Here is a 24,349-nt window from a genome sequence, read left to right on the forward strand (position 1 = left end):
CTGTGATTTACGGTTGTTTACCAATAGATGCTAAGATTCCACCATCAACATATAAGACATGCCCATTAACAAAATTTGAGGCATCTGAAGCTAGGAAAACAGCTGGACCTTGCAAATCTTCAACAGTCCCCCAACGAGCCGCAGGAGTTTTATCAATGATAAAGTTATTAAAAGGATGTCCTTCCACTCTCAATGGAGCAGTTTGCGGTGTTTCAATATACCCTGGTCCAATCCCGTTACATTGAATATTATGCTCACCAAACTCTGCACAAATATTTTTCGTCAACATTTTTAAGCCACCCTTTGCCGAAGCATAAGCACTAACCGTTTCGCGGCCTAGCTCACTCATCATCGAGCAGATATTAATTATTTTACCGTGCCCTTTTTTAATCATCGAAGGCAACACTGCTTTCGCCACAATGAACTGTCCTGTAAGATTGACATCAATAACTTGACGATAATCTTCCGCAGACATTTCTAACATCGGAATTCGTTTGATAATTCCAGCATTATTAACTAAAATGTCAATTACACCGACTTCTTCTTCAATTTTTTTGATCATCGCTTGAACTCCAGGTTCATCCGTCACATCACATACGTAACCATAAGCTTCAATTCCAGCTTCTTTATAAGCGACCAGTCCTTGATCCACAGATTCCTGATTAATACTATTAAAAACTATTTTCGCGCCTGCAGTCGCAAGAGAAGAAGCAATTCCAAAACCAATCCCATAAACTGCCCCTGTTACTAAGGCTATTTTACCATCTAAATTAAAGTTATCCATCTTAAATTCTGTCATTTTAAGCTCTCCTCTTAGTCTATTTTAGTTGATCCATTGCAAGCATATCCATATCCGTATAAGTGATATTTTCACCGCACATTGCCCAAATAAAGGTATAATCAGCAGTCGCTACTCCTGTATGGATTGACCAACTTGGAGAAATAGTCGCTTGCTCATTTGACATAACTAAATGTTTTGTCTCATCTGGCTTGCCCATAAAATGGAAAACCCGTGTATCAGGATCCATATCGAAGTACAAATAGGTCTCCATTCTTCTTTCATGCGTATGGCAAGGCATTGTGTTCCATGATGAGCCTTCAGCTAAAATCGTATAGCCCATTTGCAATTGACAACTCTCACAAACATTAGGATGCACATATTGATAAATTTTACGCTCATTCAACGTTTTCGGTTCGCCTGTTTCCATCGGAGTGATTGCATCAATGCTAATCTTAACATTTGGGTAAATTTTATGAGCTGGAACTGATACACAGTAAAATTTAGCAGGATTATGAGCATCATCAGATTTAAATAAAACTTGCTTTGTTTCTTTCCCAATATAGTAGCCATCTTGCTTTTTCATCGTTTCTTCTTTACCATCAATCGAAATACTACCTGCTCCACCGATATTAATTACACCAAGTTCACGACGCTCTAAAAAGTAATCAACACCAAGCTCTTTTGTCAGGACGATCTCCAAAGCTTCAGTCGTTGGGGTTACTCCACCAAAAATCATTCGATCATTGTGAGTATAAGTCAATAAAACTTCGCCAGGAACAAATAACTCTTCTACTAAAAACTCTTTTCGTAATTGCTCAGTTGAATAATGTTTAATATCCTCTGGGCTATGCGCATATCTTGTTTCCATTTTCATCTACAATCTTCTCCTTCAATTTTTTTAAATAACGACTCACCCTACTACCACAGATTAAAAAGTCATTATCACTACGGTTAAATTTCCAAATAAGAAACTTAACTTTCTTTAAAAGAAATACAACTACAGTATATATCGTAAGTAAAAATAATTCAAGGGCTTTCATTCAATTCTTTTAAAAGAATTAACTTTATCCATTAGTCCCATTGAAACAAAAAAAGAAGAGGCAAAAGAACGTACGCTTTTGACTCTTCTTTAAAAACCTTTGACTTATTTTTCCACTAAACCATTTTTTCCGTAAACCATTAGTTGTGTTAAGGCTGGAAACGGTGAATCATCAGTAGCCTTAACCAACTTAGAAAAAGTTAGCCATTCAACTTTTCTCGCATCAAATTCTATCACTTGCTCAGTTAAGACCTTATCAAATTGAGCCACGACTTCTGATCCATCAGAAAAAGCAAATAATCCTTCTGTCCAATAACTATCATGAGGATAGTCGCCACGCAAAACAACACCTAGCTTATCCACTGTAACAGGGCGCCCAAAATCGATTCTCAAACAAGCCTCTGGGTTTTGATTAATCCCCCATGATTGAAAAGGATAACTACCATGATCTTCATTCGCTAAAATACCATCAATCGCATTCCGCGCAAAAAAAGTTGTATCATTTCGAGTTTCAACATTAGCACTTGCATGAGGATACGCACCACTATCCTCCTTTTGGTCATGAGCATTGACTGCCAAATTTTGATAGGCTTCAATTTCAGAATCAACTGCGTATCGAACAGCTAAGTAATGTCGATCCCCCTTAAATAAATTAGGGTGATACGCCGTAGCTTCAGTTTCTGAAACAACTTGATAGCGCCATTCCTTACTCGGCACATAAACTAAACTTGATTCAAGTAACCCATCTAGAGACACGACTAAATAATTATTTTCTGTCGTCAATTCAACTCGAATAGTATCCCCGGGATAATAAACTTCCTTAAAGCCAATGTAAGTTGATCTCTCATCACCATGCTCTTTTCTAACCATACCCTCTTTATCAACAATAGCCAAATTAATACTCATCTCAATCTCACGCCTCCATTAATTCTTTTTCAATAGCCTCTTTGGTCGCTTTAATTAACATAATTAATCGTTTTTTTTCCTCTTCTGTCACCCGGAATTTCGGCATACTGACACTAAATGCTCCATACTGATTGTCTTCTAAACAAAGAGTTGCACCAATACAAAAGCAGTCTTGTTCCATCTCCTCATCATCAAATGCCACACCCAACTCTTTTACATTCTCAATCTCAGCTCTCAAAGCCATCGTATTAGTCATCGTATTAGCTGTAAACGGAATTAATTCCGTATTATCTAAATAGTCGACTAACTCCTTTTCCGTAAAAGTCGCTAAAATAGCTTTTCCCATTGCTGAACTATAGAGCGGTCTAGTACTTCCCACTTTTGATGTCATATAGATCGATTGCTTTTTTGGCTCCAGTTTATTTAAATACATGACTTCATTGCCACTGTAGATCCCTAAATGAATCGTTTCATCTACTTGGTCATGAAGTTCCTCTAAATACGGAACCGCGACCTTAACTAAGACAGAATCATTAATATACTTATTCGCGTAACGAACTAGAGAAGGTCCTAAAGAATATTCTTTCGTCACTCTATCTCTCGTTACATACCCTATCAACAATAATGTATCTAGTATTTTTAACGTTGTTGAAGGAGTCATTTTCGTTGCCTCAGAAATATCCTTTAGACATTCTGTTCCCGCCGATTCAGAAAGAAAATCCATTATTTTGGCTGCTCGAATCAAAACAGTTCCATAGGGTTTTTTCTCATTTGCCACTTTATCACCTTTTCTTTATAAGAAACTATCTATACCATATAAGAAATCAAAACAAAAGTAAAGTAAAAAAAAGACACCTGTAAATTTTACAAGCATCTTTTCATCTTCTAACCATTTGACGACATTTTATAACTCTCTGGGTAACGGCGTTTTAACATCTCGATATTAGTACTAGCAACCTCTTCAAAGGGGATATCTGCCCATTCAGCAATCTGTGATAAATACCACAGCACATCACCCATTTCCTTCACTAACTCATCCCTATCTAATTGATGATTCTCAAATGTATACTTTTGAATAACTTCCAATACTTCACCAGTTTCACTTGCTAAGCCTAAGGCACAATTAGTTAATACTTGTTCACTTCCATAAAGCGTCCGATTAGCCAACGATTGATAGTTATTAAAATCCATGTAACTCATTCCCCTACTTTAGTCATTTTCTAATTCCAAATACAGTTCAATAGCTTGCCATGCTTCTTCTTTCCCCTGTTTAGTTTCTGAAGAAAATAAAACAAAGGCGTCACTTTTATCAAACTCTAATGCCTTTTTGACAATTGACTCATGCTTATTCCATTTGCCTCGAGGTATTTTATCCGCCTTCGTTGCCACAACAATTGCCGGTATTTGATAAAATTTTAAAAACTGATACATTTGAATATCTTCAACACTAGGTTTATGACGAATATCAACCACACAAATCACCGCTCGCAGTTGATTGCGTTGCGTCAAATAGGTTTCAATCATCTCGCCCCATTTAGCTCGCTCTGACTTAGAAACTTTCGCATAACCATAGCCAGGAACATCTACAAAACGAAAAATATCTTCAATCAAATAAAAATTCAATGTCTGAGTTTTTCCTGGTTTCCCTGATGTTCTCGCCAAATTTTTACGGTTTATCAAAGTATTAATAAATGATGATTTCCCTACATTAGAACGACCAGCCAATGCTATCTCTGGTAAATCCGTTTCTGGGTATTGTTTAGGTGAAACTGCACTAATTAATATCTCTGCGTTATGTACCTTCATTTTCTTTTCACTCCCTACTTCGACTGTGGCAATGCCCCAATCTCTTGAACACTCTCAAATAAACCAGATTTATTCCACCACTCATTTTAACATAATTACTATAAACTAACTAGGCGATTAATATTACAAATCAACAACAGCAACAAAAATCAGCGTAAGCCTAGGCTTAACGCTGATTCACTCATTTTATACTTAGCTCACTTTTTTATCGTCTTCCAAAACAAGTGTTGGCTTCGCATCATTTTTTACTGTATCCTCAGTAACAATAACCTTCTTAATATCCTCACGCATCGGGATTTCATACATAATATCCATCATAATATGCTCAATGATCGAACGCAAGCCACGAGCCCCAGTATTGCGCTCGATTGCTTGATTAGCAATCGCTTGTAGCGCCTCTGTCTGAAACTCAAGATCAGAATGATCCAACGCAAGCAACTTCTTGTATTGTTTTACTAACGCATTTTTAGGTTCAGTTAAAATTCTAACCAAATCATCCACGGTTAATTTTTCTAAAGCAGCCGTGACAGGTAAACGACCAATAAATTCAGGAATCAATCCAAATTTCAATAAATCCTCTGGAATGATTTCTTGCATTAAACTCTTATTATCATCCAATTTAGAATTTGATTTACCAAATCCAATAACCTTATCACCTAAACGTTCCTTAACAATTGTTTCAATGCCATCAAAAGCACCACCAACAATAAATAAAATGTTAGTCGTATCAATTTGAATAAACTCTTGTTGAGGATGCTTACGGCCACCTTGAGGCGGTACGCTAGCAACTGTTCCTTCTAGAATTTTTAGTAAGGCTTGTTGTACACCTTCACCAGAGACATCACGAGTAATCGAGACATTTTCACTCTTACGCGCAATTTTGTCGATTTCATCAATATAGATGATTCCCTTTTCAGCCCGTTCAACATTAAAATCAGCCGATTGGAGAAGCTTTAATAAAATATTTTCTACATCTTCACCGACATAGCCCGCCTCAGTTAAACTTGTCGCATCTGCAATTGCAAATGGCACATTTAATGTCCGAGCTAACGTTTGAGCCAAGAACGTTTTACCAGAACCAGTCGGTCCGATTAAACAAATATTACTCTTTTGTAACTCTACTCCATCTTCTACTTCTTCCATATTCCCCACACGTTTATAGTGATTATAAACCGCAACTGAAAGAACCTTCTTAGCTCGGTCTTGACCGATTACATACTCATCTAATGCGTTTAAGATTTCATTTGGTTTGGGAACATCTAAGAAATCGTGAACAGCATCTTCATGAAACTCTTCATCAATAATATCTTTACACAGGTCGATACATTCATTACAAATGTAGACTCCTGGTCCAGCTACAATTTTTTTTACTTCTTCTTGAGATTTCCCACAGAATGAGCAACGAACCGAACCATTATCGTCCGTATTATCGTACATAATAACCCTCCTAATAGGTTTGTAAAAAGCCTCCTTGAATAAGGGACTCTTTTTACAATATTTAACAATTTTACTTATCTTAACATATTAATCACTCTGTTGTGAATAATATTGATTAAAGAGAATAAAAGAGCAAAGGAAATCCTTCGCTCTTTTATCATCTATGACATCTCTGGAAAAACAGCTTTCATACCTCTAAAAGTATTACTATCATTTAGTAGCAACCGTACAAAACAGTCACCAACCTATTAATACCTTATGCTTCTTTAGCTGTCTCAGTAATAACATCTAACGCTTTTTTCAACACGATGTCATGTTTCAACATGTCATCTGTCAATACTTTACGGACTGCATCTACTTCCATGCCATAAGCTTCTGCTAACGTTTCAAGTTCTTTTTGAATATCTTCATCAGAAGCTTCAAAATTTTCAGCTTTAGAAACAGCTTCAATTACTAAGTTAGTTTTCACACGAGTTTCTGCTTCACCTTCAAATTGAGTGTGTAAGTCAGCCTCTGTTGTACCTGTTAATTGATAGTACATATCAGGCGCGATTCCTTGACGTTGCATATTGTTTAAGAACTCATCCATTGCGCGATGAACTTCATCATGAACCATTTCATGTGGTAAGTCTACAATTTCAGCATTAGCAACAGCTTGTTGAATAGCTAACTCTTGAACAGCCTCTTCAGCAGCGTTTTCTTTGCTTTCTTCTAGCTCTTTACGGATTTTTTCTTTCAATTCAGCTAGTGTTTCAACTTCTTCATCAGCATCTTTGGCAAACTCATCATCAAGTTCAGGTAATTCTTTTCCTTTTACTTCGTGAACTTTAACTTCAAAAATTGCTTCCGCGCCCGCTAAATCTTCTGAATGATACTCTTCTGGGAATGTTACTTTAACTTCCACGTCATCGCCAGCTTTAGCACCAACCAATTGCTCTTCAAATCCTGGGATGAATGAGTTAGAACCTAATTCTAATGAATAGTTATCAGCAGTACCACCATCAAAGGCTACGCCGTCTTTCATTCCTTTATAATCAATGACAACGGTATCGCCATTAACAGCCGGTTCAGTTTCTTTGATAACTAATTCAGCTAAAGACTCTTGTTTAGTTTTGATCGCTTCATCAACTTCTTCATCAGTTACAGCACGGTCTTGTTTTTCAACTGTTAAATCTTTATATTCGCCTAATTTCACTTCTGGTTTAACGATAACCGCAGCAGTGATAACCCAATCAGAGTTAGCTTCCATGCTCTCGATATCAATTTTTGGTTGAGCAACTGGATCGATTCCAGCCTCAATTACAGCAGTATCATAAGCTTTAGGTAATAAAGCATTTAATGTATCTTCATATAGAGACGCTTCGCCATACATTTTATTAAAAAGTTGACGAGAAATCTTTCCTTTACGGAAACCCGGCGCACTAAGGTTTTTCTTCACGCGATTGAAAGTTGTTGTTAATTCTTTCGCAATAGTATCTTTGTCGATTACAAATGTTAATACACCATCATTGGTGCCTTTCTTTTCCCACTTGGCTGTCATCTAATAATTCCCTCCAGAATATCTAATTTTATTCATTCTATCAATTGCATACCTCACAATAATACACTATCAAGCGGTGCTTGTAAACAATTATCCCCGATTTTCCTTACATAGGAAAATCGCTTAAAAGGTCAGCAGAGCTAACTCATTTCTTAGTAATTTTTGAAGCTTAACATACTCTTTTCTCACCTCACTTGAGTGATCAGAGTCTTGACCAAAGTAGCTAGCCATAAACAGCTTCACCCACTCCTCTGGCTCGATAATTATTTCATCAGCAAAAGGATAAAGGAGAATAAACTGCAAGCGTAGTTCCTCTAATAAAGAACGACTCATTTCTGATTCAGTGTTTTCTAATTGAGTCAATAAAATCGCTCGACTTGCTAAGTAGCTTTTCTGTTCATTAACTAATGGAAGCAGTCCACTCTTTACTTTTTGAAGACCATCTACCGTTTGAGTAGTAAACTCATACTCTCCTCCCAATTCAACTAAGGATTCAATTAACCCGTTATTAAGCAATAACGGGAGCGATTGCTGTTCAATTAAATTTATAGAGACAGTGAGATAATCCGACTCTGGCAAGCGTTCCAATTCACGCAAGCTGTTACCCTGTTGGTAAAAATTCAAATCAGAAATCCCTTGAATCATCTCTTTTCTAGTAATTAACTCCTTACTTTGAAACTTGCGAAAGAACTGCTCACCTTGTTCGATTTCTGTCAATATGGAGTCTTTTATACTCTCAGAAAATAGACATCTATATACTAATTTTCGAGCTTGAATAAAATACTGTGCTCCCACCAATAGCGTTAGATACATTTCAAACGGTTGACTATCACTTAAATAATTTTGCTTCATTTCATCCGCAATTTTTTTAGCCTCAATAAATTCACTTTTAGCCATAAGTACCGCTACCAGTGATTGATTCGCTTGAAAATCTTCACGCAAATTATAAGCTTCTTCAAAATTTATAAAAGCTTCATCTAACTGCCCCACATCTAACGCTAGCTGCCCCATCTCCATATACCGCTCAAAATTCAAGGGAAACTCAATTGCTTCGCTCACTGGCCGTCACTCCTTCTAAAATTTTGCCCCTTCATAAGCCTTAATACTATTTAATGTCACAACACTTGTATCGCTGAAGAAATCACCCAAGTGCTGTTTATTAGGAGTAAATGCAGCTGGTAGATAACCTAGTAAAAATAAACCAGATTTCAATATAAAACGGCAAGCGCCTTCTCTGATTAGAACCGTTCCCCAACTTAGGCTCTCTTCTTTAAAACAAACCACTTGAATGCCAAATATCATCTTACCAATTGTTTGTCCATTTGTTAGCTTTGTTAATAAAATGAAGTACATCAGGTAAATAACTAGACTTAACACTCCGTAAGGTGTCAAATTTCCACTACTTGCAGTCAATCCAATAAAACCTAATAAGCTATCTAATAAAACACTCGTGATAAAACTGATACAAATTAAATCAATTAAGTAAGCAAAACCACGTATCCAAAAACCCGCAAAAAAGTAATTTGGAAAATTATTAAACTCCTGTTGACGCTTCGGCGACTCCACAAAACGTTGCCAATTTTTGCGGTTATCCGCTCTCTCTTGTTGGCTATGTAATCGATTGTCACGATTCTTTTCATTTTGTATTAAAAAATCTGCTGCACTCTTCTTAGCAGATATCTCTTTAGGCAATTCCTCTTTAACACTCTCTGTCTCTTCGGATTGCTCACCCTTTTTAGCTTGCCATTCCTCCAAATTATCTTCAGAAGGAAACTCAACAGCAGACGTTTCTTCCCTGACTTCCTCTTGCTCATCCTCAACATATTTTTGTTCAGTCATTCTTACTCACCTCCGTATAAGTACATCATCCGTGGCGCTTCGTCTGAGCTAAAATTATTAAGTACCTTTGCAAAAGCATCCGCTTGCGATTCTTTTTGCCCAAAAATCCCTTTAACTTTCGCTCCCAGCCATGTATTAGCCAGATTATCAGCGAATGAACGTGGCATTTCATATTGAATAATTGAAGCATTTTTCAAATGATTCTCATTTTGTAAAGCAGCCATCGCCTCTTCCGGAAACCCAAGTTCATCAACTAGTCCATTTTCTTTGGCTTGAACCCCGTCATAAATACGACCATCTGCAATTTCCCGAACACGTTCTTTCGACATTCCTCTACCATCTGCAACAATATCCACAAATCGACCATATGAACTATCAATCATTTCTTGTAAGACCTGACGATCTTTTTCTGTCCATTTCCGAGTAGTTGAACCGACATCTTTTAAGTCGCCACTTTTAACAGTTTCGTCTGTTATGCCTAACTTATCCATCAGGCCAGACATATTTAAACCAGACATAATCACCCCAATAGACCCCGTCATTGTTTCATCCGCCGCATAAATTTTATCAGCACTTGCCGAGACATAGTAACCGCCACTTGCCGCCATGTTTTTCATAGAGACATAAAACGGAATCTTACGATCAGCTTGAATTTGCTTAATTGCACGGGCAATTTCTGCACTTTCATAGACTCCACCACCAGGTGTATTTACTTCTAAAAGAATTCCTTGAACTGACTCATCCTCAGCAATCTCAGCTAACTGTGCCATAAAAAAATCATGATTGTAGCTTGCCGTCGAAAACAGCGAGTCTCCTGAACTAGCCGCAATTGTTCCATTAATTTCCAACAACGCTATTTTTTCATCGCCGCGCTGGCGCACATATTTTTCAGTTATTTTAGAGGATTCCAACAACTCTTCTACAGACGTTTTCTCATTTGCTGTTGGTGCCAGTAACCAAAGTAAAAACAAACCCAAAGCTATTCCAACTGCTATCCACCGTTTACTCGTCATACAAATTCTCCTTTTTATTGTCCGACCTCTTACAGCTCGGAATAATTATAAACTGCAACTTTCCATCATACAGCCTTCTCATATAAGTTTACCACAGGCACCCTCGCAGAACGATAGTACAATTAAATAATTATATAGAAAAACTCAAGAAGAAAAGATCTCTCCTTGAGTTGGTTTATGTCCTTATTAGGCTTGTAATAGTTCGTAAATCTCCATCGCAACTAAATCAATATCATCAAATTGATACACCTGTTGCGTGTCAGTTTCCGTTAATTCAAACATCTCGTTTGCTGAGTCATAAGTAACAATACATCGTTCATTTCCTTCACGTTCAAAGCGGCGAACTTGAATTTCGTTATCAGTCGCTTCAGTCATTGCTTCCAATCTTTTGATAATTGCAACCAATTGTGAATGTTTCATAGGGCAAGCCTCCTTCAATTTCACTTTCTGTTACATTGTATCAGACTATTATAATAGATGCACCGAAAATAATCATTTTTTTTACTTTTTTTTATAATTTATGCAACTCTTAATCTAATTTTAATCTTGCGGCTTTCCATTTGGCCACCAAAGCTTTATTAATGCCTGTGTCCCATCATTCTCAAACCCTTTTTCTGTCAGCGTTTGGTACAACTCTTTAGCGCGTGCTGTAGCTGGCAATTCAATTCCCAACCTGTCCGCCTCATCTAATGCTATTTTTAAATCCTTTAAAAAATGTTTAGCAAAAAATCCTGGCGAAAAGTCTTCTCTTAAAATCCGTGGAGCATAATTAGTCAATGACCAATTAGCTGCACTGCCACCACCAACTGTATCCAATACTTTTTCTAAATCTAATCCCGCTCTTTCAGCGTAAACTAATAACTCAGTCATTCCTGTCATTGTTCCGGCAATCATGATTTGATTGGCCATTTTAGTATGCTGGCCAGCACCAGCTTCACCCTGAAGATTAACTTTCGAACTAAAGACCTGAAAAATTGGCGCTATTTGCTCATAAGTTTGTTGATTCCCACCAACCATTGTCGTTAATGTCCCATTCTTAGCTCCCAAGTCCCCACCAGAAACAGGAGCATCCAAACTTGCACTACCTTTTTCACTGGCACTCTTAGCAATTTTTTTAGCTAACGATGGCGTACTAGTCGTCATGTCCACCAATACTTTACCTGTGACATCTGTTGAGAAAATTCCCACTTCTCCGTAATAAGTTTCTTCAACATCTGCTGGATAGCCAACCATTGTAAAAATCAACTCACTCGTTTCAGTTATCACGCGAGGGTTCTCTTTCCAGATAGCCCCTAGCGAAACAAGCTCATCTGTTTTAGCTTTTGTACGATTGTACACGTTAACTGTATAACCATCTTTTAGCAAATGCTTCACAACCGATGCTCCCATGACACCTGTTCCAATAAATCCAATTGTTTTCATTGATAAGTTCCTCCCTGATTGCATCCTTTTAAGTCATTTTACTCCTGAAAATTCTATCTCTATTATAACCTTACTGTCATTCTTTACCAACAAGAAAGCCTAAAAAATGAAATAATTGCCAAGTCTATCACCTATAAAATCAGGTTAAATACCCATGATTATCTAAGTAGTTACCAACCGCCACTTAATTTCTAATCAAAAAAAGGCTGAGACTCAATAACTCGTCCCACCCTATTATTTAAGATAATTCTGTTAAGGAAGCCTCAACAGGTACAGTTTTTACTTTAGGTACATCTGGCTTAATAAACAAAGCAACCATTCCCAATAAAATCCCTATATAATGCGTCACAATTCGCCATAGAACAATCGCAACAACTAATTTACTAGTCACAGCTATAAAACTTCCAAACAATAAAGTAAAGCTATACTCTGCTCCTCCCGTCCCACCAGGAACTGGAAAAAGAGAAATAATAAGAATAATAAACGCGTGAAAAACAACGATTTGTAACACATCTACCTGACTTACACCAAGGCTAAGTAAGATAAAATAAGGTACAATGTAATAGCAGATCAACTGAATAAAGGTTAAACTAAAGGTTCGTTGCATCACTTTTTTCTCACGACGCATGTACTGACTTTCATCATAAAAATTAGCCATTTTTTCAAAAACAGCTGTTTCCAATTCATCACCACGTTTCCCACGAACAACTTTCTTAACTACCTTCATAATCAGCGTAACTAAAGCATTGGTTAGCGGGTAACAATACATCAGCATCAATAATCCAACCACTACAATGACATTAATAGCAAAACCCAATAAAACAAAATAAGAAAGCTCCTGTAACTCATGAGCAATCAAGCGGAAACCAAAAATGATACATGCAACAAAATTCAACACAATCATCACTTGATAGACAACAAACTTCATCAGACATACCGAACCACTCACACCAGGATCAACGCCAGATTTAACTAGCGCTAAGAGTTGAGCTGGCTGACCACCACTTGAAAAAGGCGTAATTGCATTAAATAAATGCTCAATTAACGGTATTCTAACGGCATTTTTAAAAGAAAAATCACCTTGCTGTCGTTTTAACAACCCCTGAATTATTTTCCCTTCAATTGACCAATGGGCCAACATACACCCAATAGCAACTAAAAACCAAACAATGTTTAAATCCGTTAATTCTTGTAAAAGCTCCTGAAGGCTAATTTTTCGTAACTCATTGATCAAAACTCCTGATCCAATTAAAAGAGCGAGATACAAATATAGGCGATTCTTTTTAGTCATCAACTAACCTCCAATAAGAATTTATTCTTTTTTCTTAAATAAACGTAAAGGTAGATGGGCGCGATCTTCCTCGTCCTCTTCGATAAAAACATCATAATAAGACTGTGCCTCATGGTAGAATTTCTCAATCTTATTTCCAAAATTTTCACTTGAAATTTCAAATAATTTAGCTTGACGAATGTCTGGTTGATCGACTATTTCTTGATGATAGTACGTAATAAACGCTTCTGCAAACTCTTCATCTTTCACAAAGGTTTGACCCAAAGACGGATCAACAATCAATTGCCTCAAATAATCATTTCCTTTAGCAACTATTTTTGTATATGAAGCAAGAGCTTCAATATAAGTTAACCCTTGTGACTCTGAGTCTGAGGCATTAACAAAATAATCCACTTCTCGGTAATAACGCCCAACTTGATCATTCGACACCTCTCCGACAAAAATCACCGAATTATCTATTTTAAGGTCCGTAGTAAGTTCCTGCAACTCTTCTAAATAAGGCCCCTTGCCAACAATTAACAATTTGGCAGTAGGAACTGCCTTTAAAATAGCTGGCATCCCTTTAATAATTGCTTGAATATTCTTTTCATATGATAAACGGCTTAAAGATAATAATAAAACATCTGTTTCGGCCAACATATATTCCTCTCGAAGTGAAGCAATTTCATCGCCAGTCATTTCAAACTTTTCCAAATTAACCCCTGTTGGAATAATTGCCATTGGGGCGTGTATTTGATACTGACGTAATTTATCAACCACTCGTTCACTAGGACAAACGACGCCACTAAGATTACGACAAAAAGCTCGAGAAGCCTGTTTAACATGGTAAGGACGAATCAGCTTGCCGTGGGCAATATAATGCAAATAATCCTCATACATCGTATGGTACGTATGCACGGTCGGGATACTTAATTGTTTGGCAATGTATTTCCCTAACCAGCCAGTCCCAAATTCTGTATGAGTATGGATTATATCTAAATTATGACCTTTTGCCTGTTCATAAGCATCAATCATTCCGCTCACCACAACACGGCGATCCTTAAACGAAATAAAAGGGATGCTTGGCATTCTGACAATTCCAGACTCTTCTTCTGCATTAGGATCTGATGTCGTAAAAATAATAACCTCATGTCCCTTTTTTTCTAATTCATTTTTTAACGTTTTAATGGATGTAGCAACGCCACTAATTTGTGGAAAATACGTATCCGTAAAAAAACCAATTTTCACTGTTCTTTCCTCCATATTACCTGATATCCCCTACACTAAACTAATTTTGCTGATAAGCGTAATCAGCATCCGTTGACGTCATTGTCTTTGAAGATAAAAGCTCCTCATAAACTTCTTTCAGCCCCTTACCAACTTCAACAATACTTCTTTGTTTTGCTACTTCAAAAGCCTGTTGACGAGTATCGGGCAACTCCCCTTCAACAATTCCTTTAATTAAATCATAAAACTCTTGATTTGAAGCACCCTTATAACAATTAATCCCATCCTCCAACCAATCATCGTAGACAGGTATATCTCGGACCAAGACACATTGATGGCTGGCCAAAGCTTCTAATACCACAATTCCCTCAGTTTCTTCGTAAGAAGGAAAAAAGAATAAATCGGAGGCCGAAAAAGCCCCCTCAATAATATCGCCTTTAATATAGCCTGGAAATTCAACATTTTCTGGGTGATCCTCTAGCACGAGCTTTCTTACATGTACAGGAACAGATAGAAGTGGCGTATGACCAAACCAGATAAACCGGTAATCCGGAAATTCTTCTGCCAATTTAATAAAATCAGTAATACCTTTCCGCTCAAAATACAGCCCGACACAAATAATGACCTTTTCATCCTCAGAAATCTGAAAATAATTCCTAAAAAGTTCCTCTTTCCGAGAATCTTTCGCATATCTTTCCAAATCAATTCCATTTGAAATCGCCCGAATTGGTAACTTTATTCCATAGTCCTCTAATAATCGTTTAGAGTAAGGCGTTGGAGTGATTAGATAGTCAGCCTTAGTATAAAGACTTACTAAGTATTTCTTAACCAATGGCGAAACTTGATTAGACCCAATAAATGAATTTCTGAAATCTTCTTCCGTCGAATGAGCGTGATAAATCACTTTTTTTCCCATTTTCCGAGCCTTCTTTATCATCAGCTTACTGTTTATTCCATATGTATTAATGTGTAAAATATCGTAATCAGTACAAGTAGAGTCTGTCGTATACGCAATTCCCACCTCGGTTAGCGCCCTCTTTTGATGCTCTAAAGCCCGCCCGATGCCTGATTTTGCTAAGGCGAACTCGCCTTCAAAATACAGTAATACTTTCATACAGTTCCCTCCAATAGTTACAATAACATTACTAAGGTTGTCCCTAAGCTTTAGCCTTCTACTTGTTTCAATAAGTGTCGCATACTTCCTTTTATCTGACCTCAAGGTTAATGTATGACAATTTTCTTCTTGAGATATTATACCATAATTAATCAGATTTCATAAATCTATCGCTGTTTCTTAGAAAAGCCTTATTACTTTGGAACAGTCAGATAAACAAAAAAGCCCTGAGTCAGCAACTTGAACTGACTCGGGGCTTCAATTTATTATTTAGTATACTCTTCAACTAACGCAACAACTTCATCCGCTGTATCACAATCATTGATTGCTCTATCAGCCAATTCAGCCATCTTAGCTGTATCTAAACGTTTCATCAAGCTACGTGTTTTCAAGATGCTAGTAGCACTCATTGAAAACTCATCTAAACCTAGACCAACAAGTAACGGTACAGCTGTTTGATCCCCAGCCATTTCGCCACACATACCCGCCCATTTACCTTCAGCATGAGCTGAATCAATCACGTTCTTAAGCAAACGTAAGATAGCAGGGTTATATGGTTGATACAAGTAAGAAACGCGCTCATTCATCCGGTCAGCAGCCATTGTATATTGAATCAAATCGTTCGTACCAACACTAAAGAAGTCAACCTCTTTAGCGAATTTGTCCGCAATTACAGCCGCAGCTGGAATTTCGATCATGATACCAACTTGAATATCATCAGATACTGTCACACCTTCAGCAACCAATTTAGCCTTTTCTTCTTCCAATAGACCTTTTGCACTTCTAAATTCTTGAAGTGTCGCAATCATTGGGAACATAATACGAAGTGGTCCATGAACTGACGCACGTAAAAGCGCACGTAACTGTGTCCGGAACATTTCATCTTCAGCTAAACAAATACGGATTGCACGATAGCCCAAGAATGGGTTCATTTCATGTGGTAGTGTTAAGTATGGCAATTCTTTATCGCCACCGATGTCCATTGTACGAACAACAACTGGCTTACCATTCATGCCTTCTAACACCGCTTTATAGGCTTGGTACTGATCTTCTTCCGTTGGGAAATCAGGTGAGTCCATGTATAGGAATTCCGTCCGGTATAAACCGATCGCCTCCGCACCATTATTTCTAACGCCATCAAGATCTTTTGGTGTACCAATGTTTGCACCTAATTCAATATGTTTACCGTCCGCTGTAACGGTTTCAGCATTTTTCAGCTTTTCCCATTCAACTTTTTGAGCAGCAAACTCGTCACCTTTTGCTTCTACCGCTTGTTTTTGTTCGTCAGTCGGGTGAATGAATACTTCGCCATCAATACCATTGACAGCTAAAATATCGCCTTCAGCTACTTTAGTCGTTACTTCCATAGTTCCAACAATTGCTGGAATTTCAAGAGAGCGCGCCATAATAGCTGAGTGAGACGTACGTCCCCCAATATCCGTCACAAACGCTTTAACAAAACGACGATCTAATTGTGCTGTATCACTTGGCGTTAAGTCATGAGCGACTACTACTACCTCTTCATCAATCATTGATGGATTTGGCAATTTAACTCCTAATAAGTGACTTAAAACACGCTTAGTTACGTCTTTAATGTCTGCAGCACGTTCTTGCATGTAAGGATTATCTTCCATGCCTTCAAACATACCAATGAACATATCAGTAACTTCTTTTAAACCAGATTCAGCATTCGTTTTGTTGTCACGAATACTTGTTTCAATACTGCCGATCATTTCTGGATCAGATAAGACCATCAAATGAGCATCAAAAACTTGCGCTTCTTCCTCACCTAATGTTTCAGCTGCCTTATTACGAATGGCTTGTAATTCTTCTGTTGATTTAGCTAACGCGCCTTCAAGACGAGCCAGTTCACCTTCAGAATCTTCTACTGTTTTTTTAGAAAATGACAAATCAGGCTGCATTAACAAATAAGCTTTTGCAATAGCAACACCATCACTTGCCGCAATCCCTTTTAACATTTCCGCCATTATTCAGACAAGCCTTCTTTAGTCATTGTTTCAACAATTGCTGCTAAAGCTTCAGTTTCGTCAGCACCTTCAATTGAAATAGTGACGTCAGCACCTTGGCCTACACCAAGAGACATAACACCCATAATTGATTTTAAGTTAACTGATTTGCCTTTATACTCCAAGTTAATATCAGAGTTAAATTTGCTAGCAGTTTGAACTAGTAAAGTTGCAGGACGTGCATGAATCCCTGTATCAGCTACAATGTGAAAATCTTTTTTTTCCATAAGAATCGTTCTCCTTTGAGTATGTTTTTGTTTAATCGAGGGTTTTACTTAAAGCCTTTCATGGACTAAATTTAAGGTTTTAATTATTTACCCTTTCAATTGTAAAGATTACCATTTTTTTGGCACAGTTACAACATTTTTATATCTTTTGACGAAGTTTCACCTAATATTTTCAATTTTTTACATTTCTTTCAGAAATCTATAAACAATTCGACCATTTAAACCGGCCTCGCCTACAATCTCTTTCCGCTGAGGATGAGCCAGCCATGCCTCACGAAAAACTAAAAAATCTTCTTGCTCTACCACAAGGTCTTGAAGCTCCCCTGACACTAATTTTTTTAGCTGTTCTTCATAAGGATTAACAATCATTTTTCCACCTCACCTTCCATAATATCAGATTAATACTAACTGCTTTTCTTTTTGAAACATATTAGTCTGATCCCTTCTATTTTTAATTGTCTGCCTTACTCCTAATTATCTAGTAACTGAGAAATAAAGAATAATTGAAAGGATGTCTCTATTTTAGCACATTTTCGATAGCTAGCTCATCTAAACCCCTTACCTTTAAATAAGAAATAAACAGCTCTGATAAATGGGCAATCACATTTCTTGATTGTCTCAAAAAAAATGTTATAATTAATTCAAAGGTCAAAATAGGTCAACCCCGTTTTAACCAATAGGCTAATGATTAATCCTTGTTTGATTAGGATTGGTCAAACCGATTTAGCTAGACAACTAATAAAAGGATGTGAGCATGAATGCTATGTCAAAAATGTCAAAAAAATGAAGCCTCCATTCACCTCTATGCAAATGTCGGAGGCGAAAGAAAACAATTAGATTATTGCCAAAGTTGTTACCAAGAATTAAAAGCCCAACAACAAGGTCAACATAAAATGGCAGCAAACCAAGATCCTTATGGTTTTAGTTCAATTGATGATTGGTTCCGCGCCCTCTCTCAACAAATGGGAAATCAGCAAGGACAACCAAATCAACTGAATCCACAACAAGGTGGGGGAGGCTTGCCTCCTCGTGGCCCTCAAAACGGTGGGAAACGAACTCTCTTGGATGAATACGGATTAAACTTAACAGAACAAGCTAGAGCAGGGAAAATCGATCCTGTTATTGGTCGTGACCAAGAAATAACTCGTGTGATTGAAATTCTTAACCGAAGAACTAAAAATAACCCTGTCTTAATTGGGGAACCTGGAGTTGGTAAAACAGCTGTTGCCGAAGGTTTGGCGCTAATGATCGCAAGTGGTGATATTCCGCAAAAGCTTGCAGATAAAGAAGTGATCCAGTTGGATGTCGTGTCATTAGTTCAAGGAACAGGGATTCGTGGTCAGTTTGAAGAGCGGATGCAACAATTAATGACTGAGGTTCAAAATGATAAACGAATTATCCTCTTTATTGATGAAGTTCACGAGTTAGTTGGTGCTGGGAGCGCTGGGGATGGCAACATGGATGCAGGAAATATCTTGAAACCAGCTTTAGCTCGAGGCGAGTTGCAAATGGTAGGAGCTACAACCCTCAATGAATATCGAATCATTGAAAAAGACGCTGCTTTAGAACGACGTTTACAGCCTGTTCAAGTTAACGAACCAACACAGGAAGAAACCATAAAGATTCTTCAAGGGATTCAAAAACGCTACGAAGACTATCATCATGTTAAATATACTGATGAGGCGATTAATAGTGCAGTTACACTTTCTAGTCGCTACATCCAAGACCGATTTTTACCTGATAAAGCAATCGATCTATTAGATGAAACAGGGTCAAAAAAGAATTTAACTATTCAAACTATGGACCCAAAAGTTATTGAAGAGCGCCTAGTAGAGGCAGAAAAGCAAAAACAACTTGCCTCTGTTGAAGAAGATTATGAAAAAGCTGCTTACTATCGTGATCAAGTGGCCAAATTAACCGCCTTAAAAGACAAACAAGTCAGTGATGAGGATATGCCAATTGTCACCGAAAAAGACATGGAAAAAGTCGTTGAAATGCAAACAGGTATCCCAGTTGGTGATTTGAAAGAAAAAGAACAAACTCAATTGAAAAACTTAGCAACTGATTTAAGACATCACGTCATTGGTCAAGATGAGGCTGTCGATAAAGTAGCCAAAGCTATTCGTCGTAACCGTGTTGGTCTAAATAAAAAGAGTCGACCAATTGGTTCCTTCCTATTCGTAGGGCCGACTGGTGTTGGGAAAACAGAATTGGCGAAACAATTAGCGCTTGAAATGTTTGGCTCTGATGAAACAATGATCCGTTTTGATATGAGTGAATTTATGGAAAAACATAGTGTAGCGAAACTAATTGGAGCTCCTCCTGGCTATGTTGGCTATGATGAAGCTGGTCAATTAACCGAACAAGTTCGTCGTAATCCTTACAGTTTAATCTTATTAGATGAAGTTGAAAAAGCCCATCCAGATGTTTTACATATGTTCTTACAAATTCTTGATGACGGACGTTTAACTGATTCTCAAGGACGAACTGTTAGCTTTAAGGACACCTTAATCATCATGACCAGTAATGCTGGAACAAGTAACGTAGAAGCAAATGTTGGCTTTGGCGCAAGTCGAGAAAGTAAATCACGAGCGATATTGGACCGTTTAGATCAATACTTTAAGCCAGAGTTCTTAAACCGATTTGACGGAATTATCGAATTCCAACCATTGACTAAGGAAAGTCTCTTAACAATCGTTGATTTAATGTTGGCTGATGTCAACAGAATGCTAGCTGATCAACACCTTCACATCAATGTAACTCCTGCTGTGAAAGAAAAGTTAGTCGATTTAGGTTACGATCCAACAATGGGGGCTCGCCCACTTCGCCGAGTAATTCAAGAGCAACTAGAAGATAATATTGCAGAGTTTTACTTAGATCATCCAACCATTAAACAACTACAAGCGGTTATTGATGAGGATGACCAAATTGCCGTTCTACAAGAAGAAGCGATAGTTATAACAGAAGATATTCCTAACTAATTATCGCTAAAGAGAAACATAGAGACTTAGCCCATCACTTTTTCATTTGCTAAGTCTCTATTTTTCTTTTATTTAAGCCCACCATTCATGAATGGCTAAAAAAAGCTAGAACTATCCTATCCAATCACTGATCTAAATAGAAAAAACGAAACGTTTTCAACGATTTCAGTTACTTAGTATAAAAAGCACATTTTTTGCATAAAAATCAAGCAGATATCTTTGAGTTATTGAGGCAAAAGCGTTATACTATGCTTAAGACAATCTTATAAAGAATCAGAAAGCTTAACCTTAAGTATTCCGATTTGTAAAATGAATGTGTGAGGTGAGAGAAATGAAACTGATTGACGTCACTAATAGTTATCCTGATTTAGTCAACAAACAATTAGAAAGCACTGATGCGAACTTTATTAAAGTGTTTACGCTTGGGAAAACTTCCGTTATCTATACTGAAGCCCCTGCTCATAAAGAAATACTGATTACAAATAAACAACGTAACATCAAAAAAGATGAGGTTGAGACTGTCCTTAGACGGCTAGTAAAAGACCCCGACGACAAAGATTCTCTAAGTATTATCCAGCTAGATGGTATTGTAGAAATATCTATTCCACTCCCTTCAAAAAGTGAAACAGTTGTCGAAGCCTAGTTTTTAACTATTATGAGTCAACAAAAGACGAGAAAAGAACCTTTTCTCGTCTTTTATTGATTTAACTTTCTTTTTTTCCAACTAAAATGAAACGCTCTTCTCTGCTTTCTATGTAGCCAACCTCTTCAATTTCTTTTTGTAGTTGCCAAAGCTCCTCGACATTTTTCTCAACAGAAAAATTAGGAAATTCCCAAGGAATTGCTTTCGCATAATAAACAAATGCCCCCACATCAAAAAAATAAAAGGGCAATGACGCCTCTTCAGCCAAAAGTACCTCGAAACCATGAGTAATAAAAGCTTGACTCATCGCTTTTAAATTAACCTCGGGAAAAAGAGGTGGCATATTCGGTGTCATCAATTGAATCAACCGTTGATTATTTCCAGTTGCGACTTGCTGAGTAATAAAAATCCCACCTGGCTTTAGTACTCGGCTCACTTCTTTAATATCAAATGATTCATGCCGATTGATAACTAAATCAAACATCTGATCAGGAAAAGCTAATTGGTCATCCTCTTCAACAAATTGTACCGCTATTCCTAAGGGAACTAATTGCTTCTGTAGCAAATTAAAATTTGGTAACCAGCCCTCCGTCGCAGCAATTTGTAAATAAGGATGCTTTAAGGTCAGTAAAAACTCGCCGCCACCTGTCCCCATATCCAGCAGCATGTCTGTTAACTTTAGATGATCCTTTATCAAATTTTCATACTCCCATGGTACTTCAGACAACTTCCAACGATCGTCGAGATACGAAAAATCCCACCCTGAGAATCCTCTTTTCTCCTCTAATTGCCACATTACTTTAGCCTGTTCTTTTGTTATCATCTTTCTCTTCCTTTCTTCCTTACACTTTATCATCAGGTTAGAAGCGGAACAGAGAACCACTGACAGATTGTGACTAATGCATGATTCAACTCAGCTCAGTTCTGTCAGTTAACTCAACTGTTCCGAGAAATTACTTCGTTGTTTCACCATAATAACAATCCTTTCTATAAGGCTCTTATAATTAGTCTATCATATCCACTTGCTATTTTTCCATTTATACTTAACTATTTCTTCCTTTACAAAAAGAACATACGTTCGTATAATTAGGTATGTACAAATGTTCCTCATTACTATTTTATACTGGAGAGAGATTAAAATGAGCGATAAACGATATGATAACGAGCCTAGAAGAGAGATTTTGTGTATCGATATGAAATCATTTTATGCATCAATCGAGTGTGTTGAAAACGGATGGCCACCACTTGAGACAATGTTAGTCGTCATGAGTAACGGAGAAAACATCGGAGGCTTAATTTTAGCCTCTTCTCCTGCAGCCAAAGAACGACTCGGTATTACCAATGTTATGCGTAAATTTGATTTACCTGAGCATCCTGACTTAAAAATTGTCCCTCCTCGAATGTCTTTATACCTCAAAAGGAACATGGAGATTGCCGAAATCATTCGAAGATTTGCGGCCGATGAGGATTTTTTTTGCTACTCAGTCGATGAATTCTTTATTGATATTACCCATAGTTATCACCTCTTTGGTAAAAATGCTTATGAGGTGGCACAAATAATTAAAACCACCATTTTAACAGAATCAGGACTTTACTGCACCATTGGCATTGGTGATAATCCCTTATTAGCAAAAGTCGCCTTAGACATTGAAGCTAAGCACAATGATGACTTCATCGCAACATGGCGCTACGAAGACGTTCCTAACACTATTTGGAAAATCTCACCTATGACTGAGATGTGGGGAATTGGTCACCGAACAGCTAAAACACTAAATAAAATGGGAATCACATCGATTTATGAATTGGCTCATACAGACCAATTCCGGCTAAAAGAACGCCTGGGAATCATCGGTGAACAGCTCTGGGCACATGCTTGGGGAGTAGATCGAAGTCACTTAGCTGATCGATATCTTCCCCAAGAAAAGTCACTCAATAATTCTCAGATATTAACCAGAGATTACACCAAGCAAGACGAAATTGAAATCGTCATTCGTGAGATGGCTGATCAAGTTGCCGCTCGCTTGCGCAAGAATCATTATCAAACTGAGTGTATTCAGCTTTTTGTCGGTTTTTCAGATACTGACTCAGAGGGTAAACGACATTTTTCAAGACAGATGAAAATCCCAATGACCAATCACTCTCTAAAATTAGCTGACTATTGTTTAACTTTATTCAATCGGCATTGGCAGGGGCAAACCGTTCGCCACCTCGGAATCACCTATTCAAGTCTAGTCGAGCACACTGATATTCAGCTAGACCTTTTTACCGAAAGCAATAAACAGCTAGCAAACCACCGCTTAGATTCATTGGTTGATACTATTAGACAACGATACGGTTATGATGCTCTTCTTCATGCAAACTCATTATTGGAAGGCGGGACAGCTATTTCTCGCAGCAATTTAGTAGGTGGCCATGCTGGCGGTTTGGAGGGACTACAATGAACTCGGATGAAGCAGGCTTTTTCGATAATTATCAAGATAGAGGGATGAAAAAATGGGCTGGTTTTTATCTCTCAGAACATACTGCCATGATGGAGGCTCTTGGAGAAAAGGAAGCTCAACTAATCCCTCAAAAGCCCCAACTGTCACATAAAGAAATCAGTGAACTCTTAGAACAAGCCTTACTAAAAAATCTTCCTATTGTCATTCAAAAAAAAGACGTCACTCAAGCAGAACAGTACCACGAAGCGATTATTGGCACAATTCAAGGTCACGATTCCCGAAGTATTTACGTTGCTAATCAAAAAATAGACTATGACGAAATTAGACACATAATTTTATACGAGTTTCATAAATGGTACAATTTTAACCGATAATGATAAAAATGATTTTAAAAAAATAATTAAATAATTAAATGTATCTTTAATAACTAAAAAAAACACAAACGTACAATTACTCTTCCATTAATAATAATTAACATATATAATGAAACTGTATCAACAAATAGATAGAGTTACTATTAAGCCAGCTATAAAAAGGTCAAGTAAAAACTGAACTATTTTAAAATTGTTTGTTGTGATTTTTAATGCAACATAAATAAACCTAGAGAAGAATACAAATTTTTTCTAGGTATCTGTT

24 protein-coding genes are annotated in these 24,349 nt (G+C 37.3%); 4 read left to right on the plus strand and 20 right to left on the minus strand.

Annotated features, from left to right (window positions below):
• Positions 1–7: 7 nt before the first annotated feature.
• From AC5KOD_RS02210 to ykzS, 19 genes are all read right to left on the minus strand, one after another.
• Positions 8–799, minus strand: a complete 792-nt coding sequence (locus tag AC5KOD_RS02210; protein WP_496912914.1) for a gluconate 5-dehydrogenase — start codon at positions 797–799, stop codon at positions 8–10.
• Positions 800–818: 19 nt separating this feature from the next.
• Entirely contained in the window at positions 819–1,649 is an 831-nt protein-coding gene (gene kduI / locus AC5KOD_RS02215; RefSeq protein WP_496912943.1) for a 5-dehydro-4-deoxy-D-glucuronate isomerase, read from the minus strand.
• A 276-nt stretch (positions 1,650–1,925) separates the two neighbouring features.
• Entirely contained in the window at positions 1,926–2,726 is an 801-nt protein-coding gene (locus tag AC5KOD_RS02220; RefSeq protein ID WP_496912915.1) for a hypothetical protein, read from the minus strand.
• Positions 2,727–2,733: 7 nt separating this feature from the next.
• Positions 2,734–3,504, minus strand: coding sequence for an IclR family transcriptional regulator (locus tag AC5KOD_RS02225; RefSeq protein ID WP_496912916.1), 771 nt, complete (start codon positions 3,502–3,504; stop codon positions 2,734–2,736).
• Between the two features lie 107 nt (positions 3,505–3,611).
• Complete coding sequence (locus tag AC5KOD_RS02230; RefSeq protein WP_496912917.1) at positions 3,612–3,917, minus strand: nucleoside triphosphate pyrophosphohydrolase family protein; 306 nt, start codon at positions 3,915–3,917, stop codon at positions 3,612–3,614.
• Positions 3,918–3,935: 18 nt separating this feature from the next.
• Complete coding sequence (gene yihA / locus AC5KOD_RS02235; protein ID WP_496912918.1) at positions 3,936–4,532, minus strand: ribosome biogenesis GTP-binding protein YihA/YsxC; 597 nt, start codon at positions 4,530–4,532, stop codon at positions 3,936–3,938.
• 192 nt (positions 4,533–4,724) lie between these two features.
• Positions 4,725–5,969, minus strand: a complete 1,245-nt coding sequence (gene clpX, locus AC5KOD_RS02240) for an ATP-dependent Clp protease ATP-binding subunit ClpX (protein WP_496912919.1) — start codon at positions 5,967–5,969, stop codon at positions 4,725–4,727.
• A 256-nt stretch (positions 5,970–6,225) separates the two neighbouring features.
• Positions 6,226–7,509, minus strand: coding sequence for a trigger factor (gene tig / locus AC5KOD_RS02245; protein ID WP_496912920.1), 1,284 nt, complete (start codon positions 7,507–7,509; stop codon positions 6,226–6,228).
• 123 nt (positions 7,510–7,632) lie between these two features.
• The gene (locus AC5KOD_RS02250; RefSeq protein ID WP_496912921.1) at positions 7,633–8,568 is read right to left on the minus strand and encodes a hypothetical protein; all 936 of its coding nucleotides are present in this window, start codon (positions 8,566–8,568) and stop codon (positions 7,633–7,635) included.
• 15 nt (positions 8,569–8,583) lie between these two features.
• Positions 8,584–9,075 carry an RDD family protein gene (locus AC5KOD_RS02255; protein ID WP_496912944.1) on the minus strand — a complete coding sequence of 164 codons (492 nt, stop codon included), beginning with the start codon at positions 9,073–9,075 and terminating at the stop codon, positions 8,584–8,586.
• Positions 9,076–9,350: 275 nt separating this feature from the next.
• Complete coding sequence (sppA, locus tag AC5KOD_RS02260) at positions 9,351–10,361, minus strand: signal peptide peptidase SppA (protein ID WP_496912922.1); 1,011 nt, start codon at positions 10,359–10,361, stop codon at positions 9,351–9,353.
• A 186-nt stretch (positions 10,362–10,547) separates the two neighbouring features.
• Positions 10,548–10,781, minus strand: coding sequence for a YkuJ family protein (locus tag AC5KOD_RS02265; protein ID WP_496912923.1), 234 nt, complete (start codon positions 10,779–10,781; stop codon positions 10,548–10,550).
• A 120-nt stretch (positions 10,782–10,901) separates the two neighbouring features.
• Positions 10,902–11,783: an NAD(P)-dependent oxidoreductase gene (locus tag AC5KOD_RS02270; protein ID WP_496912924.1), complete on the minus strand. Its 882-nt coding sequence runs from the start codon at positions 11,781–11,783 to the stop codon at positions 10,902–10,904.
• Positions 11,784–12,021: 238 nt separating this feature from the next.
• On the minus strand, positions 12,022–13,074 hold the full coding sequence (locus AC5KOD_RS02275) for a lysylphosphatidylglycerol synthase transmembrane domain-containing protein (protein ID WP_496912925.1): 1,053 nt from the start codon (positions 13,072–13,074) through the stop codon (positions 12,022–12,024).
• Between the two features lie 21 nt (positions 13,075–13,095).
• Complete coding sequence (locus AC5KOD_RS02280) at positions 13,096–14,301, minus strand: glycosyltransferase (RefSeq protein ID WP_496912926.1); 1,206 nt, start codon at positions 14,299–14,301, stop codon at positions 13,096–13,098.
• 40 nt (positions 14,302–14,341) lie between these two features.
• The gene (locus tag AC5KOD_RS02285) at positions 14,342–15,394 is read right to left on the minus strand and encodes an LTA glycolipid anchor biosynthesis glycosyltransferase, IagA/BgsA family (RefSeq protein ID WP_496912927.1); all 1,053 of its coding nucleotides are present in this window, start codon (positions 15,392–15,394) and stop codon (positions 14,342–14,344) included.
• Positions 15,395–15,660: 266 nt separating this feature from the next.
• Positions 15,661–17,382, minus strand: a complete 1,722-nt coding sequence (gene ptsP, locus AC5KOD_RS02290) for a phosphoenolpyruvate--protein phosphotransferase (protein ID WP_496912928.1) — start codon at positions 17,380–17,382, stop codon at positions 15,661–15,663.
• Positions 17,382–17,648: a phosphocarrier protein HPr gene (locus tag AC5KOD_RS02295; RefSeq protein ID WP_209527462.1), complete on the minus strand. Its 267-nt coding sequence runs from the start codon at positions 17,646–17,648 to the stop codon at positions 17,382–17,384. The genes ptsP and AC5KOD_RS02295 overlap by 1 nt, the downstream gene beginning before the upstream one ends.
• A gap of 180 nt (positions 17,649–17,828) precedes the next feature.
• The gene (gene ykzS / locus AC5KOD_RS02300; RefSeq protein WP_496912929.1) at positions 17,829–18,017 is read right to left on the minus strand and encodes a protein YkzS; all 189 of its coding nucleotides are present in this window, start codon (positions 18,015–18,017) and stop codon (positions 17,829–17,831) included.
• 389 nt (positions 18,018–18,406) lie between these two features.
• Here ykzS and AC5KOD_RS02305 point away from each other — a divergent pair, with 389 nt between their 5' ends.
• Together AC5KOD_RS02305 and AC5KOD_RS02310 are read left to right on the plus strand one after the other, a co-directional pair.
• The gene (locus tag AC5KOD_RS02305; RefSeq protein ID WP_496912930.1) at positions 18,407–20,629 is read left to right on the plus strand and encodes an ATP-dependent Clp protease ATP-binding subunit; all 2,223 of its coding nucleotides are present in this window, start codon (positions 18,407–18,409) and stop codon (positions 20,627–20,629) included.
• A gap of 331 nt (positions 20,630–20,960) precedes the next feature.
• Complete coding sequence (locus AC5KOD_RS02310; protein ID WP_496912931.1) at positions 20,961–21,272, plus strand: DUF1827 family protein; 312 nt, start codon at positions 20,961–20,963, stop codon at positions 21,270–21,272.
• A gap of 61 nt (positions 21,273–21,333) precedes the next feature.
• Here the strand turns inward: AC5KOD_RS02310 and AC5KOD_RS02315 are convergent, their stop codons facing one another.
• Positions 21,334–22,095, minus strand: a complete 762-nt coding sequence (locus tag AC5KOD_RS02315) for a class I SAM-dependent methyltransferase (protein WP_496912932.1) — start codon at positions 22,093–22,095, stop codon at positions 21,334–21,336.
• A gap of 316 nt (positions 22,096–22,411) precedes the next feature.
• On the opposite strand from AC5KOD_RS02315, the gene AC5KOD_RS02320 reads away from it, so the two are divergent.
• Positions 22,412–23,713, plus strand: coding sequence for a Y-family DNA polymerase (locus tag AC5KOD_RS02320; protein ID WP_496912933.1), 1,302 nt, complete (start codon positions 22,412–22,414; stop codon positions 23,711–23,713).
• A complete protein-coding gene (locus AC5KOD_RS02325; RefSeq protein WP_496912934.1) occupies positions 23,710–24,087 on the plus strand; it encodes a hypothetical protein in 378 nt (125 codons plus the stop codon). Before AC5KOD_RS02320 ends, AC5KOD_RS02325 begins: the two co-directional genes overlap by 4 nt.
• The last annotated feature ends 262 nt before the right edge of the window (positions 24,088–24,349 follow it).

The sequence above is a fragment of the Vagococcus sp. WN80Y genome (genome assembly GCF_059621045.1).